The organism is Funiculus sociatus GB2-C1 (assembly GCF_039962115.1).
In the GTDB taxonomy this organism is placed as follows: Bacteria; Cyanobacteriota; Cyanobacteriia; order Cyanobacteriales; family FACHB-T130; genus Funiculus; species Funiculus sociatus.
Genome location: NZ_JAMPKJ010000017.1, coordinates 48289 through 64086, shown reverse-complemented (window position 1 = coordinate 64086; position 15798 = coordinate 48289). Strand labels below are relative to the sequence as shown.

Annotated in this window: 12 protein-coding genes; 3 read left to right on the top strand and 9 right to left on the bottom strand. The window is 45.8% G+C overall.

The features are described 5' to 3' along the window. Positions 1-349: 349 nt before the first annotated feature. Complete coding sequence (locus NDI42_RS10695; RefSeq protein ID WP_190452538.1) at positions 350-3505, bottom strand: DNA polymerase I; 3156 nt, start codon at positions 3503-3505, stop codon at positions 350-352. A 79-nt stretch (positions 3506-3584) separates the two neighbouring features. Here NDI42_RS10695 and NDI42_RS10690 point away from each other — a divergent pair, with 79 nt between their 5' ends. Beyond that, positions 3585-3764, top strand: a complete 180-nt coding sequence (locus NDI42_RS10690; RefSeq protein ID WP_190452536.1) for a hypothetical protein — start codon at positions 3585-3587, stop codon at positions 3762-3764. A gap of 36 nt (positions 3765-3800) precedes the next feature. Here NDI42_RS10690 and NDI42_RS10685 read toward each other — a convergent pair whose 3' ends face one another. Continuing rightward, complete coding sequence (locus NDI42_RS10685) at positions 3801-4652, bottom strand: DUF4114 domain-containing protein (protein ID WP_190444683.1); 852 nt, start codon at positions 4650-4652, stop codon at positions 3801-3803. Positions 4653-5274: 622 nt separating this feature from the next. Continuing rightward, a complete protein-coding gene (locus NDI42_RS10680; RefSeq protein ID WP_190452534.1) occupies positions 5275-6246 on the bottom strand; it encodes a cation diffusion facilitator family transporter in 972 nt (323 codons plus the stop codon). A gap of 85 nt (positions 6247-6331) precedes the next feature. Here NDI42_RS10680 and NDI42_RS10675 point away from each other — a divergent pair, with 85 nt between their 5' ends. Continuing rightward, complete coding sequence (locus NDI42_RS10675; RefSeq protein ID WP_190452532.1) at positions 6332-7207, top strand: Cof-type HAD-IIB family hydrolase; 876 nt, start codon at positions 6332-6334, stop codon at positions 7205-7207. A gap of 343 nt (positions 7208-7550) precedes the next feature. Here the strand turns inward: NDI42_RS10675 and NDI42_RS10670 are convergent, their stop codons facing one another. Next, positions 7551-8456, bottom strand: coding sequence for a DALR anticodon-binding domain-containing protein (locus NDI42_RS10670; protein ID WP_190452530.1), 906 nt, complete (start codon positions 8454-8456; stop codon positions 7551-7553). Between the two features lie 172 nt (positions 8457-8628). Between NDI42_RS10670 and NDI42_RS10665 the strand changes: the two genes are divergently transcribed. Then, positions 8629-9330 carry a Crp/Fnr family transcriptional regulator gene (locus tag NDI42_RS10665; RefSeq protein ID WP_190452528.1) on the top strand — a complete coding sequence of 234 codons (702 nt, stop codon included), beginning with the start codon at positions 8629-8631 and terminating at the stop codon, positions 9328-9330. Positions 9331-9599: 269 nt separating this feature from the next. Here NDI42_RS10665 and NDI42_RS10660 read toward each other — a convergent pair whose 3' ends face one another. From NDI42_RS10660 to NDI42_RS10640, 5 genes are all read right to left on the bottom strand, one after another. Beyond that, positions 9600-10691, bottom strand: coding sequence for a PstS family phosphate ABC transporter substrate-binding protein (locus NDI42_RS10660; RefSeq protein ID WP_190452525.1), 1092 nt, complete (start codon positions 10689-10691; stop codon positions 9600-9602). Between the two features lie 66 nt (positions 10692-10757). After that, entirely contained in the window at positions 10758-11744 is a 987-nt protein-coding gene (locus NDI42_RS10655; RefSeq protein WP_190452523.1) for a PstS family phosphate ABC transporter substrate-binding protein, read from the bottom strand. Between the two features lie 29 nt (positions 11745-11773). Then, positions 11774-12808, bottom strand: coding sequence for a PstS family phosphate ABC transporter substrate-binding protein (locus NDI42_RS10650; RefSeq protein ID WP_190452519.1), 1035 nt, complete (start codon positions 12806-12808; stop codon positions 11774-11776). 54 nt (positions 12809-12862) lie between these two features. Continuing rightward, entirely contained in the window at positions 12863-14293 is a 1431-nt protein-coding gene (locus NDI42_RS10645; RefSeq protein ID WP_190452517.1) for an ABC transporter substrate-binding protein, read from the bottom strand. Between the two features lie 24 nt (positions 14294-14317). Beyond that, complete coding sequence (locus NDI42_RS10640; protein ID WP_190452515.1) at positions 14318-15772, bottom strand: serine/threonine-protein kinase; 1455 nt, start codon at positions 15770-15772, stop codon at positions 14318-14320. Positions 15773-15798 lie beyond the last annotated feature (26 nt).

Sequence of the window (15798 nt, the reverse complement as noted above, 5' to 3'; positions counted from 1 at the left end):
CGTAAGGATTTGATAACTTGATAATGATAAATACTAAATGCTTGAAGCCCTTGTCTAGTAAGCATTTCAGAAATAAGATGCGTTTGCTCTGGATCGCTATGGGATAGGCGCGATCGCTACGAAGATAGCTTCACACAAAGCGTATGCAAGGTAGGACTCTTGAACCCTGAACCTACAAAAACATAAACCAGTTAGCTACTGATTCCTTAATTTTTATTAGTCACATTCTAACTATAGCGGTTCTCAATCTACCGAGGTACAAACTGACAGGTTGGAATGCTTGCTATCGTAGGAGTTTTGGTGTAACTCATGCGATCAAGAAACGCTATATTTAATTATAGATGTAGATTTACTTCGTTTCCATCCAGTTTTGTCCAGCACGAACATCAACTAATAGAGGAACGCTCAAAGAAACAGCATTTTCCATTGTGGAACGAATCTTCATCTGTAATTCTTCCCACTCCGAGGGAGGAACTTCAAACACTAATTCATCGTGAACTTGTAACAGCAAACGTGCCTGATAATTCTGTAAAACTTCGTGCAATTGCGCCATCGCAATTTTGATGATATCGGCGCTAGAACCCTGAATCGGTGCGTTAGCAGCTGCTCGCAAAAGTTGGGCATCAGATTGTCCTAACCGCCGGAATTCATCAAGTTTGATATCATCCGGGTTGCTACCTTTGAGCTTGCGGAGACTGCCGCCCTCGAAATTAAAGTAGCGACGACGACCTAAAATAGTTTCAACGTAGCCGTGCGCGATCGCTTCCCTCTTGACTTGCTCCAAATAATCAAAAACTTTGCGATAACGCTCGTTGAAGCGATCGATAAACAGTCTACCCTCTGTCGCCTTTACTCCAGCTTCCCGCGCAAACCGCGCCGCACCCATCCCGTAAATCACGCCGAAGTTTATAATCTTCCCTAAGCGGCGTTCCTCGGATGTTATTGTGTCCTTCTCAAATAACAGCCGAGCAGTAACGCTGTGGATATCCTCATTTTGCCGATATGCTTCAACTAACACTGGCTCTTTGCTCAGGTGAGCCAAAATTCGCAACTCGATTTGCGAATAGTCAGCAGCAAGCAGTAACCAACCCGGTTCTGGTAAAAATGCTCTGCGAATCCGCCGACTAAATTCCGTGCCGATGGGAATATTCTGTAAATTTGGATTAGAAGAAGACAGCCGCCCAGTATCAGTAAGCGCCTGATTGAAATCAGTATGTACTCGCTGAGTATCGCTACGCACCAGCTTTGGTATCGCTTCCACATAGGTAGAATAAAGCTTGTATAGGGTGCGGTACTCTAAGAGAGCATCAATAATTGGATGATCTCCTTGCAATTTTTCCAAAACGGAGACATCGGTGGAGTAAAGCCCTGTTGGGGTTTTGCGAGACTTCTTTTTTTCCAGCTTGACTATCTCAAACAGCAATTCACTCAACTGAGCAGGCGAGTTCAAATTTAAAATAACGCTGGGTTCGGTCTCGTAAACTTTTTGCCTAATCGCTGCTAAATCCGTTTCCTTGCTTTGTGAGGTTTTTTTGAGATAAGCCTTAAAAATAGGACTGGCTACAGAGTCGTATTTTTTCTGCTTAACCGCCTCAAAATCTGGTTCCAACTGTGACAAGAGTTTTTCGACGTACTCATTGAAGATATTACGGGGTACGGAGTTATAAGCTTTCTGCTTAATCGCCTCTAAATCTGGTTCCATCTGTTGCGAGAGTTCTTTGAGATATCCCACATCAATCCGGATGCCCGTGTATTCCATCTGGGCTAAGACTGGTTCTAGAGGTTGTTCTACTTCCAGCAGCAGCTTGTGGAGAGCTTCAACTTGCTTCAGTTTTTCTCTTAGTTTTGGCACCAACTGGAATGTTGCATAAACCTGCATCCCGCAGTAGTAAGCTACAGTCTGAATATCCAGATCGGCAATATTCTTGCCTTTTGGCACTACATCCGTATAATTACTTATTTGTAGCCCCAAGTAGCGCAGAACTAAATCGCCGAGGTTGTGGCTATCTTCTGGATTTAGTACGTAACTAGCAAGCATCGTGTCAAAGATGACTCCGGAAAGCTTAATTCCCTGAAAGCGTAATACCAAGCGGTCAAACTTGGCATTTTGCAACGTTTTGGGATAATCATTACTTTCCAAAATTGGACGCAAAGCTTCTAAAACAGTTGTTTTATCCAGGTTTGAGCCTGATTTATGTGCAGTAGGGATGTAGGCAATTTCCGATTGTTCGGTTCCCCAACAGCAGCCAATCCCCACTAAAGAAGCATCTCGCGGCTCTAGGGAATCAGTTTCCGTATCCCAAGCCACAGGCGAAGCTGAGTCAGTACAAGTTTTCAGCTGGTTTACCAGTTGAGTTAGTTTTTCTGGAGTATCAATAATTTGGGGTGTAATCGTGCTAGCAGCATTTTTGTCTGTCTTTGCAGCCGCTTCGGTGTCCGCTGCACTGAAAAACCACAGGTCGCCGTCTTCATCTTCCAGTTGAGCATCCTCTGGTTTCTGCCCACCCTTTTCCTCTAGCAAGCTAGAAACCTGCTCTACATTAGGTTCCTCATCTGTACCACCAAACGCTAGCTGGATTTCGCTGATTTTGCTTAAAAATTTGTTTAACTCTAGCTTTTCCAGCTGCTGCTTCAAGACAGGGGCATCAAATCCCTTCAAATGGGAGTCTTCTAAACTAAAATCCAGAGGAACATCAAGAACTATTTTCGCCAAGTGCTGGGAGCGATAGGCCTCTTGTTTTCCAGTTTCCAGTTTCTGCTTGACTGCTCCTTTAATCTCATCTAAGGAAGCATAAATCCCGTCTAGAGAGCCATAATCTGTAAGCAGCTTCACCGCCGTCTTGTCGCCAATTCCCTTAACGCCGGGGATGTTATCGGAGCTATCTCCGCAGAGAGCTTTGTAATCGACAACCTGCTCTGGTAGTATTCCTAGCTTCTGTTTTACTTCCTCTGGGCCAAATTCTACTGGCCCTGCGGTGCTGGTGCGTTGCCAGAAGGTTTGACCGAGATATAAAACGTTAATTTCCTTTGCGGTGTCAACCAGTTGAAATAAATCTCTATCACCTGTAACGATTTTGACACTGTAACCCGCAGCACTTGCCCGAACTGCCAAAGTCCCCAAGACATCATCTGCCTCATAGCCACCAGAGGTGAGAATCGGTAGATTCAAGGCATCCAAAAGTTCGTGGAGATTTTTTAGGTCGGTGATAAAATCTTCTGGTGTCTCGGCTCGGTCGGCTTTGTATGTGTCGTCGGCTTCGTGGCGGAAAGTGGGTAAGCCGAGGTCAAATGCGATCGCGATCGCCTGCGGATGCTGAGATGCTATCACCTCCAGCAAGGACTTGAGGAAGCCAAAGCAGACACTCGTAGGAATACCTGTTTTTGTTTTTAAGCCCCCATCCCGACTTTTGGCAAACGCAAAGTAGGAGCGGAAGGCTAACGAGTGACCATCTACTAGGATGAGTAGAGGTCGGTTTTGGGATGAGGCAGAGGTGGATTGAGACATAGCCTTATTTTATCTAGCCGCTTGCAAACTTATTCGGTTTTTTATATGGTTCAGATTGATAATTCACAGCAAAAAGCCGTTGAGTGGTATATTCAACGGCTTTTTGACTATAGATCCTTCAGGAACGCTCCAACAACCAATTAATCAACTTGGTTGCGGTGACTGCGATTGCTGGCAACCATACCTACTGCGGCTGCAAATATTACCTCTAATGGAAAAAGCCCGCAACAGCAGGCTAGAAAAAATGGGTGTTGACTAATCAAACTTACATAAACATCAGCGATGTATCAGCAGATTAGCCGTTGATTTGGCTGTTGCGGCGGCGACGCACCCCAAACATACCAACAAGGCTCATTCCCGCTAGCGCTAAGGTTGCAGAAGGCTCAGGTACGCTTGCAAAACCGCCTTCACCCAAATCGACGATGAACACAGTGTCGTTGAAGTCGCGGTCAGATGCTGGAGTTACGCCAGTCCAGCTGCCATCTCCATACAAATCCTCGAAACCAACTACTAGGTAACGAGAGTCAAACATATAGCCTTTGGCGTGCTGTAGTCCATCTGGGTTAGCAGCACTAGAAACAGAATTGTAGATACCGTATGAGTTTTGTGTGCCGTATAAGCTATTGGCATTCAACTGGAAATTCAGAGTCGTACCTTTGCTGAAGCTGCCTAAGCTTACCCAGTCTCCTTGCTTGAGATTGGTATAACTAATGTCGTTTTCTCTAATGCTATCGGTGCTGTTGAGTTCCCAAAAAGCCAGCCCTTCTTTGGCAACGTTGCCGTTAGTGTCAAGCGCTTGATAACCCAACTGATTGTTATAATCCGCGCCTTCATTGACAAAGTAAGCGCGAATATCAGTGTTATTTTTCACTGTTAACTTGCTCAGATCAAACGATTTACCTCCTAGAAGGCTTAAGTCAGGGAATGCGTTTTTCTCTTGAGTCTTGTTGAGCTGAGTGTTTAAGCCCTTCAAAAGATTTTGAATGTTCAAAGCATCAGAAGATTGACTCAATGTCTTCTTTGTAGGCGCGCTATCTAAAGAATTAGGACCCCAGTTAATTTGAGCGGATGCAGGAGCAGTTGCAGAGATGACGCCGGTCAGGGCAGCAGCAGCGGCAAACAGTGTAGTAAATAGTTTGGTTTTCATTTAAGTACCTCTACCAAGGCGATGAACGACTTCACCTCATTTAATCGGCATATAACCTAAAAAAAAATTGAGTTATTTTTTTTTAGAGAACCGATGTTGAAGTGATTTGCTTTTCTTCTCTATTAATATCTGACTTTGCAGTTGAATGTCTACAAGTCTTGCAAGTCTTGTTTAACTCTTCATACTCTTTCGACATTTACGCAAAGCCCGAATCTACTTACTAATTTACTGATTATTATTGATTTTTCCAGCAGTAATTTCCTCAGTTTAAAGAAAAGCGTTATTTAAAAAACATCGGTAATTTCGCTGACTACAGTAAAAGTAATTCATATTTATTTTTTAGCGGGAGACAGTTTCCTGAAAAAAGAGTTTTTATCTAAGAAATATCAGTAAATTTGCTGAGAAGTTGTAAGAGTTTTTGCGGATAATACTTTTTGTTCAACAAGTGTCAAACACTAGAAATGGGTGTTATCCAGACTGGAATAATTGCTTCTCCTGAGCTGAAAACGCAAGCATAAATTGGCGATACGCACGAGGCAGAGCTTGCTACGCGATAAGCGCAGCAATGCAGTCCTGACGCGAATCAGTAATAATTCGGTGTTTTAGTTGAACTGATGCTCAATTAATTTTGGCTGTGTGTCTCATCGTGGCGATCGCTTCTACCATCGACCTCTGAGGGCTGATTTGGCAGACTGGTGCCGGGAGGCTCTCGCAGATAGTCATCAATGTAGAAGATGGCTTGAATGGGGCCGTAGCGTTCTCTAATGGCTAATTCGATACGTTCGGCAATCTGGGAGGCAACTTCCACAAAGTCTGGATGCAGAATCAGGTGCATCTGTACAAATACTAAGCGCCCCACAATTCCCCGCGACTCAATGTGGTAGCAGTGGGTGACACCGCCAACCTGACGGGCAATTTGAGCCAAAACTTCAGGAGCGATCGCGCTTTGTTGCACCATCAGTGGTAACTGCCAGTTCACCATGTACCAACAACTTCTCACTGTCTGGATTACCAATAAAACTGCCAGCAGCAGATCCAGCCAGAACACACCCCACAAAACTCCTACTAAACACAGCACCACGGCGAGTGTCAGCAACACATCCTTGAGCAGCTGGTTAGCATTGAAACGTAGGGTAGGGCTATTCAACACTTTGGCTTGGTGGATGTTTAAGAAAGCCAAGAGGATAGTAACGCCTGCAAGTGCGGATAGGATTTGAATCAGGGGTAGACTTACCCGGGTGGGAAATGGTAGATCGGCTGCATTAGTGACAGCTATCAGTTGCTGGGCGGACATCCCCAATAAATTTGTACAGGCAAAGCCCAAAAATGCCACCAGTATTAGTGTTGCTGAGCTTTCCAGTTTGCTATGACCATAGATTTCGCGCCCTGCCAGACGGTTAGGTGCAGCAACGGCGAGCAAACTCAGTAGGGTACTGAAGCTGGTAATCAGGGTATGCAGCGACTCTGCTAAGAGACTGAGACTTTGCGTCACCCATGCGGCTGAAACTTTGACTGACAAAATGAACAATGTAAGCCAAAGGGTGACATATAAAACCCGACGACTGGCACGAAAGCGATTTTTTGCCTCGGTCATGGCCTTTAAGGAGTTATTAGTTTTTAGTTGTTAGTTTTCAGAGGTTTGGTTACTCTAACAACGAACAAGGAATAATTAACAACTTATGCCAAAACCTTCTTCTGCTAACCAGGTAAGTGCGGGAAGCTTGCCCAGTGTAAACTCTGATGCTATTCGATTACTGGTGCTAGACATCGATGGCACCATTGCTGGTGTATCCAACGATATCCGGGAACCTGTACTCCAGGCGATTCGTGCCGCCCAGGCGAAGGGCATTCAGATAGCGATCGCGACTGGGAGGATGTATCGTTCTACTTTGCGCTTCCATCAGCAAGTCGGCTCGACGCTGCCTGTGATGGCGTATCAAGGGGCATGGATTCAAGATCCTGCACAAAACCAAGTTCTCAGGCATTGTCCTGTCTCTAAACCATTAGTGTTGCAGTTGTTGGATTACTTTGAGGAACCAGAGTTGCGATCGCTACTTTCTATCCACTTCTATATCAACGACCAGCTTTATGTCCGGGAAATTACGCCAGCTACACAAGCTTACTCAGAGCGTTCTGGTATCCAGCCTATCGCTGTAGGCGACCTGCGTAACGTTTTAAATACTGAACCGACGAAAGTTTTGGCTCTGTGTGAGGATACTGCCGTAATTGACAACCTGATGGGTACGTTGCGATCGCGTTACACCCCGGCTGAACTGTACTTAACTACATCGGTGGCGACTTTCTTTGAAGCAACTCACCCCAGCGTTAATAAAGGAACGGCGGTGCGCTACTTAGCTGAAGAGATACTGGGACTGGAAGCCAGTAATGTGATGGCCATTGGGGATAATTTTAATGATTTCGAGATGCTGGAATACGCTGGAATTGGTGTAGCGATGGGTAATGCACCCGCAGACGTTCAAGCGATCGCTACTTGGGTAGCTCCCAGTGTTGAGCAAGACGGTGCTGCTACCGCAATTGAGAAGTTCCTACTTTAAAAATATCTTTCGATTCTGGTCAGGTGGGCATCTTGCCCGCCCATCCCTTTAAATTCTCTTCAATTTTTATAGCGTTTCTCAGTTGGGTGGAATATATGGCAGTTCTTACCTTCGGTAGGGGCATGGCATTGCTATGCTCCTACTATTTATGTCATCCAACCATTGAATTGCTTTATTTTTAATTCTTACCCTACAAATCAGAAAGGGAACCGACGACTGGCCGTGTTTCGTCTCGGTTCCCCTATCTGGTTCGCTCCTCACACAAGAGCAATAGTATTCGACTTAATTTAATTTGTCACTCCCCTTGAGCAAATTTTCTACCTTTAGGTATACTTTTTTCCGATCAAAGTTCTGTCGGTGCTAGGATGAATAACCGATTTTGCAACAGCGATCGCAAAATGGAGCCAGTAGCCGCCACTAAACCTAATCTGGCTTGAGCCAGATGCGGTGTCTGGGTCTTCACTTCACCAAAAATGCGACACTCACGGTAGAAGCTTTCCCAAGTTTGACTCAAAGCGATCGCCAGTTTCACCCAGTCGGGTTGACCCCATCCGTCCAATTCATCTAACAACCCCAGCACCTGAGCAATCAAAGAGCGTTCTGTTGGATCAACTAAGCGGACGGAATCTTCATTCAGCCAAGGAATCACGTCTGGCTCGACTATCCTCAGAGCCGGAACACCTAGCCGGATTAAACCTTCCCGCTCTCCTAAGCGCAGCAGAGAGCAGCAACGAGCATGGGCGTACTGTATAGGGAAACTTGATAAGGATTGGGAATTGGGAATTGGGAATTGGGAATTGGGAATTGGGAATTGCCCACTGTCTCTGTTCACCAAGAACTGCAAGCAAAGTGCCATTCCCCGATCGGTTAGTTGGAATTCAATTAAACCGGGAGGAGTAACTTGAATTGTAAAACTTTGTAAAGTTATATTTTCCTGATTTGTATCGGTAGTGGCACAGAGATATTTAGCCAAGCCAGCAGCAATTTCCAGAGCTGGCAGGTTCCACAGGGGTGCAAGTTTCAGCGCTACGCTCGACCTGTATAGAATGCCCGTATGCCAAAATCGCTTTAAAGGAATTGCCTCCCCAGCCATCAACCCAACACTCAAAGACAAATTTTCCTCAGCTGTAGACAATTGTTGTGCTTGTGTATACAAAGTTTCTCTTTCTCTGTACAAACCGATAGCTGTCTGTAGCTGAATAATCAGCAGATGCTGAAGACTAGCGCAGCCAATGTTTGATAAACTCACCTTGATCCTCGCAGGTTTGTAATGGCGTAACCTAATTATCAGTATCGTTTTTACGTCTATCTAATGGAAGAGTTATTTGAGAATAATTTCTAATTTTAGCTGAAGCCGCAGCAAGTATTTTTTGCTACATTGAAATCTTGGTAGAATCTATAAAAGATTATCGCTGCGTTATATGCATTCACCATCCTCCACATCAGAGGTATCTCGCCCCTTTTTAACCTGGCAAAGAATTCTTGACTGGGCGCAGGAACATTATCGATATCGAACTTTCACCAAAGACGAACGGATTCCGGCCAGACCAGGACTGTTGTATTTAGTGCAGAGGGGTGCTATCCGCTTGGTAGGTACAGCTCAAATTACTGCTACCACCAGTAATTCTGCTGCTAAAGCCATGCGTTTGAGTCCAGAAGAAGCTTTTTTAGGCTTTGTTGGTGCCGGACAGCCATTTGAAATTGTGGCGCAGTCACCATTTACACTCCAGGCTTACGCCCACGTCGATCAAACTTCTGTGGTGTGGATGTACTGGCATGACCTGGACAACTGGCCGCATTTTCGCCGAGAGGTATTTGATGCCTTTCGCTATCAGCATCAGCGCAAGCTGCTGTGGCTGAGTACGCTGGGACAAAGGCGGACAATTGACCGACTTTTGGGATTTTTGACCCTGTTAATTGAAGAATTCGGCGAACCATATGAAAACGGTTACTGTCTGCCATTTCCTCTGACTCATGCCCAAATTGGCAGTGCTATTGGTTCCACTCGCGTAACCGTGACTCGGTTAATGGGCAAGTTACGCCAAAAGGGATTAATCCGAACACAAGGAGATAATTTGCTGTGTTTACCGATATCTACTTTGGGTTCCAATAATAACAACTAGCTAATAGCTAAGTTGGAGAACCAAACTAACCGATATCATCGTGTAGGTTGGGCAGTCTACGCCCGTGGTGCTTTGTTTCCCGGCCTTTTGATGGGTGGCATTTGAGGCAGGAAATCAAACATTGGTAAAGGTTTGATGGGTTTCGCGATCGCTCTACCCATCCTACAAGTAATTAAGTGACTCTACTTAACAGCTATTCGCTAGCTCTAGCTCCTAGCCTTTAGTTGTTGGGCTATGACGAATTATAAATAATAGCTATTAGCTATTATTTAGCGGATGCGGACAAATCCAATGTCGCTAATCAGTTCCTGACCCTTCTGCGTCTGTAAAAAGTTAGAATAAGCTTCTCCAGCTTGTTGCTCTCGCTGACCATTCTGTTTAACTACGACAAACAGCTTTCGAGTAATCGGGTATTGCCCGTTTTGGAAAGCCGCAATATTGAGCTGATTGCGTTTATCGGGACACTCTTGAGGAGATACCAAAGGCTGTTGATAGGGTGTCACAAATTCACCCGCTTTACTGCCCAGTGGCAAAGGTTTAATGCTACACTGCGGCACTACCTCTGGCGCAGAAGCAAAATAAATTCCGCCAGTGTTAGCAGCGAGTTTTCGTAGTGCGGTAGTAGTGTCAGGGACAAACTCAACATTTGTACCAAACTTTTCATTGGCCAAAACTTCTTCGATAAATAGTTCCACTGTGCCGCCCTGGTTTGGGCGGGTATAGGGTTTTATTGCCACATTCGGGCCACCCAGTTCTTGCCAGTTGGTAATCTTGCCAGTGTAGATAGATTTCAACTGGTCTAAAGTCAAACCTGGAATATCGAGATTTGGGTTAACAGCTACTGCTAATCCATCAATGGCAATGGCAAATTCTTTCAGACCAAAACCGCGTTGCTGTGCTTGTTGATATTCCTGTGAAAGAATTGGTCGGGAGGATTGGGCAAAATCAAGTTTCCCATCTATTAACATCTTGATGCCCGTACCAGATCCGGCGGAACTACTGGTTGGATTAACATAGCGCAATTTAAACTCAGGTCGCGCCGCTTGTATAGCTGAGTCTACTGAAAGGCGAATCGGTGCAAACGAGGTGCTACCACCATAGCTAAATAGCCCAGTGGGGACATTTTGCACTTGGGCAAAGCCTTCACCCGCCGATTGTGCTGTTTGATTGGTTTGATTGACTGGGGGACTGGAGGCAGAATTATCGGGTTGCGCGGGTTGACTTGCCGATGGGGTGGGTTTGGACAAGTTACCCACGTCAACGCCAGAGCGTTTGGTAAACCACCAGAAGCCGCCGCCTAATAATGCAGATGTAATCAAAAGAGCCAATATCAGAACAGGTGTTTCGTTTTTCTGAGACATGAGCTGATTTTTAAATTAACTATTGGCGTATGGTGCTTTGTATTGATATCCTCTTCAAAATCTGCGTTAGCGGATTCTGACAAATCCAGCTTTTGCGATCAATTTTTGTCCTTGAGCTGTCAGCAATAGTTTGGCATAAGCTTCACCTGCCTGCTCGTCGAGTTGACCATTCTGTTTGACAATAACAAACAACCGCCGAGTATTCGGATATTGACCGCTCTTGAAAGCATCAATATTCAGTTGGTTGCGTTTAGCAGGACACTCAGACAGAGGAACCAATGGCTCTTTGTAAGGGGAAACCAGCTGATTAGCATTACGGCCCAACGGCAACGGCTTAACATTACACTGCGTTACCAGTAGCGGTGCTGAAGCGTAGAAAATACCTCCGGGATTTCTAGCTACCCCGCGTAGAGCCTCGGTCGTAGTCGCCGTAAATTCAATATGAGAATCGGCTTTTTGCTGGGCTTTACTGTAAGGCTTAATTTTAAGGTTGGGGCCACCGACTTGATTCCAGTTAATAATCTTGCCTTCGTAAATTTTATCTACCTGCTCTACAGTCAGACCTGGGATGTTTAAGCTAGGGTTGACAACAACTGCCAGAGCATCGATCGCGACTGCTATCTCTTTAAGGCTAATACCACGTTGTTGCGCTTGCTGATAATATTTGTTTGGAATAGGAACTGAAGACTGAGCAAAGTCCAGTTGATTTTCTAATAACATCCGAATACCTGTCTCAGAGTTAGGGGCACCCTTGCTGGGGTTGGTGTAGCGCAACTGGAACTTAGGCCATGTTCTTTGAATGGCTGAATCTACATCTTTGCGGATAGGTACCCAAGTAGTGCTGCCACCGTAACTAATTAGTCCCGATGGAACGCCTTGAACAGAGCCAAAAGTTTCAGATGTGGATTGTGCAGATTGATTGGTTGCATTAATGCGCCTCCCAGTCAATTCAACGCTTGACCGATTGGTAAACCACAAGAACCCGCCACCTAATAACCCAGCTGTTATCAGGAGGGTTAAAAGTAGAAGCAGTGTTTCGTTCTTTTGCGACATGGGTAGATTGCAGTGGTAAAAAAATGGTTTCAGCGGATTCTGACAAATCCAGCTTCTTCCAGCAGTTGTTGACCTTGCTGTGTAAGCAATAAATTGGCGTATGCTTCTCCTGCCTGTTGGTCTGGTTGACCATTTAGTTTAACAATGACAAATAAATTGCGAGTAATTGGGTATTTACCGCTTTGAAAGGCACTGGAGTTTAAGCCGTTGCGCTGAGTTGGGCATTGTTCAAGGGGTACGAAAGGCTCTTGATAGGGAGGAACCAGTTGATCGGATGTTCGACCAAGCGGCAGGGGTTTAACGGTACACTGACCGACTACTTCCGGCGCTGAGGCGTAGTAGATGCTGCCTGGATTAGTTGCTACTTCTCTCAAGGCTTCGGTTGTCGTGCCGATAAACTGAACGTTGGCACCAAAGTTCTGTCCTTGTAAGACGTTTTCTGCAAAGAATTCGATTGTGCCTCCTTCTTCAATGCGACGAGAGTAAGGTTTAATGGAAAGATTAGAACCACCGACTTCCTGCCAGTTGGTTATTTTGCCTGTGTAAATGTCTTTGAGTTGGGCGATGGTAAGACCGGGGATGTTGAGATTTGGATTCACTGCGATCGCAATTCCATCAATCGCTACGGGTATTTCTTTGAGAGTAAAACCCCGTTGTTGTGCCTGCTGATATTCTTCATCTTTAATTGAGCGCGAAGATTGTGCAAAGGCGAGCTGATTATTTAATAGCATTTTGATGCCAGCACCAGATCCAGGCGCACCGCTGGTAGGATCGGTGTAGCGCAGGACAAACTTAGGCCAAACAGTTTGGATTCCCCAGTCTACTTCTTTACGAATTGGGGCCCAAGTTGTGCTACCACCGTAACTAAATAGTCCCGATGGAACGCCTTGAACCTGAGCAAAAGTTTCAACTGTAGATTGTGCAGATTGGTTGGTTGCATTAATGGGCTTACCACCCAAATTTACACCAGACCGATTGGTAAACCACCAGAACCCGCCGCCTAACAACCCAGCCGTTATCAGGAGGGCTAAGACTAGAACTGTCGTTTCGTTTTTCTGCGACATGGACAGATGTTAGTTTAGGGCTGTTGCAACCTTAGTTTAATCTTTGTTGCTCTATCATCGAGGTACTGGTACAAAGTCATAGGTAGTTGGTGAGCGCTTATCGGCAACGATTTTCACCAGTTGAATTGTCCCATTGCGATCGCCTGACGGCAAAAAACCAATTGTGCCAGAGGCTCCCTTTGTCGTAAAGTCTGATGATGCGAGCGCTTGTTGCACCCCGGTTCGGGTGGGGTTGCGCTGGATCGCCGCAATCAAAGCCTTTGCAGCATCATAGGCGAGGGCGGTACGCCAGTTCACATCAGATCCAAAAAGCTCTCTGGCTTGGCGGGGAAAGGCTGAAGTTGGGTCGCCGTCAATGTCCCAGGGAACAGCCACCACCATTCCTAGTGCCGCATCTGCACCAATTTCCAAAGTTTTGATCGCGTAAACATCATCTCCTGCCAGCATACTTAACCGTTTCCGGTTTACCTGAACTACCTGAAGTGCCTTGTCTAGTTCACCCGTGTTTGAGGCTAACATGAGCACCTCTGCCCCTTGCTCAATTGCCTGTTCTACACTCCCAGCAGCACTAAAAGCAGAATCAGATAGGTCATACTCATTTTTCACCTGCCCGCCTGCCAGTCCAACAGCCGTGACAAACTCAGACTTGAGGGACTGACTATAGGTACTTTTGGAATTAAAGAAAACAGCTACCTTTCTCCGTTGCAATTTGGTAAGCATATAATCCGCTAACGCCCTAGCCGCCATATAATCGCTGGGGACGGTGCGAAAAATATAGAGACTTTTGCCGGAAAGACTAACGGCGGTACTGATAGGGGAAATCGCAACAAGTTTAGAGTCGTAGATGGGAGCCACTGCTAAAGTAACTTGACTTGCCCAATGACCGACAACTCCTAAAACGTCTTTATTGTCAACTAAGGCGCTGGCAATTTTTTTTGCTTGTTCTTCTTGATTATTGTCGTTGGCGATCGCTACTTTTAGCAGTACCCCGTTAATTCCCCCAGCCTGATTAATTTCATTTTGGGCAAGAGCCACCCCGCGCAATACCTCTAAAGAACCATTCGGGTCACTGCCAATCGGTACGGCTACGGCAATCGTGTAAGATTTTTGCTGATTAAGATTAATTCGGGCATTGTTTAAATAAATTAACGTTTCGGGAGCGTTACGGTTTTCCCTTAGTGCTGCTGATAGTTGGGAAACTGCTTCATTATATTTTCCGGCTGCAATGTCATTTACTCCCGCTTGTTTTAAAGTTTTGAAGGCAGGACTCCCACCTCTAACCTCCTCTGCCACTAAAATTTTTTCCCCAAAACTGATAGAGTTGAGCGGATTTTCTGGGGTTGTATCTACCGGGCCATTTGGGGATGTTGGTACACCCGGAGGTTTGTCTTGCGGTTTTGTAACCCACCAAGCAACAGCTGCTATGAAGATAGCAGTGATAAATAAAGATGTTACTAGAACCGCAGTTTCATTTTTGTGAGACATAAAGCGGTCAATTATACAAGAGATTTAAAATATACTAGAAAGCAATTTGTAGATGAGGCGAAACAGGGCTGTAATTGCGATCGCGCCCGCCGCAGCTACAATCGCCACAAATAATACACCCGCGATCGCAGGATTTCCAGGTATCAAGCTGGCAATCAACGTTTTCACGCCGGGGAGGAACATCACAACTAGCAGGGTAATGCCAGCAATAATTGGCAAATCCTTGCCTTCAATTAGGCGGCGATATTGGGCAAAAATCAGACCTCCGATAACCATCCCCAATAATCCAATGCTAATCCCTGGTGATGGCAAAAGACTGCTCAAGGCTATCAACAGTAAGCCACCCTCAAACCCAGTGAAAGCTGCCCCTGCCAAGATTTCTATTAGAGAAAATCTCGCTTTAGAGGGAAGTGGGACGGGGGCTGGCGGTTGAGTCGGTGCGGGTGTTGGGAGGCTAACAGGCGCTGCTGGCGCTACTGGGCGGGTCGAAGGAACCTGAGTGGGTGCTACTGGTTGCGGCGGTGGCGTTGTTTGGTTGATGGCGTTGATGGCGCTGAGAACTTCCTGGGCGGACTGAAAGCGTTGATTAGGTGCAGGCAAGAGCATTCGGTCGAGGATTTCGGCAAAGCGATCGCTTACTTTTGCCTGACTTCTCCAGTTCCACTGGTTGTTGAAAGTATCAAATAGCTCGTTTGGCTGCTTGCCAGTCACCAAGGTAATGCAAGTCACAGCCAAAGCATACAAATCTGTTGACGGGTAGATTTGTCCCCTACTCATTTGCTCTGGTGGCGCGAATCCCATCGAATAAATCCCAGTTGACGATCCACCAGTCGTTCCCTTCGTCACCTGCTTGACGGCACCAAAATCTAACAGATAAATCAAACCGTCTTTACGACGCATGATGTTAGAAAGCTTAATATCTCGGTGGATCGAGTTATTGTCATGGACAAACTTCAGCACCGGGAGGATTTCCTGCAACAGTTGCAACACCTCGGCTTGTGAGAACTGTCCCTTAGCCGCTAGTTCCTCCTCCAAGTTTTGTCCATCGATAAATTCCTGTACCAGATAGAAAAACTGATCTTGTTTTCCCGTTTGCATACTGGGCAGTATTATTTCAAAGAAAGCAAACAAGTCTGGAATTTGCTGGTGCCTGCCCAAGTCTTCTAAAACTTCTCCTTCCCGTTCAAATAAATTTTGGGCGATTTGTAGCTGTTCTGGGTTTAAGTCGCCCACAGGTTGAAACTGTTTTACTACGCAGTAGCGCATACCAGGAGTGCGGCGATCGCGTGCGAGAAACGCCGCCCCAAATCCCCCACGCCCCAACAGCTTTGTTGGCACATAGCGCCCATCTAAAATTAGGGGCATTCCACAAGTAGTGCAATACTTTTGTTGCACCGTCTTGAGAATAGTGTTGTTATCGAGCTCGGAAAAAAAGTTTTGGGGTCGGGGGCAGCCTGGACGGGTGCAATAAATTTCCATGAGTCATGAGTCATTAGTCCTTGCCG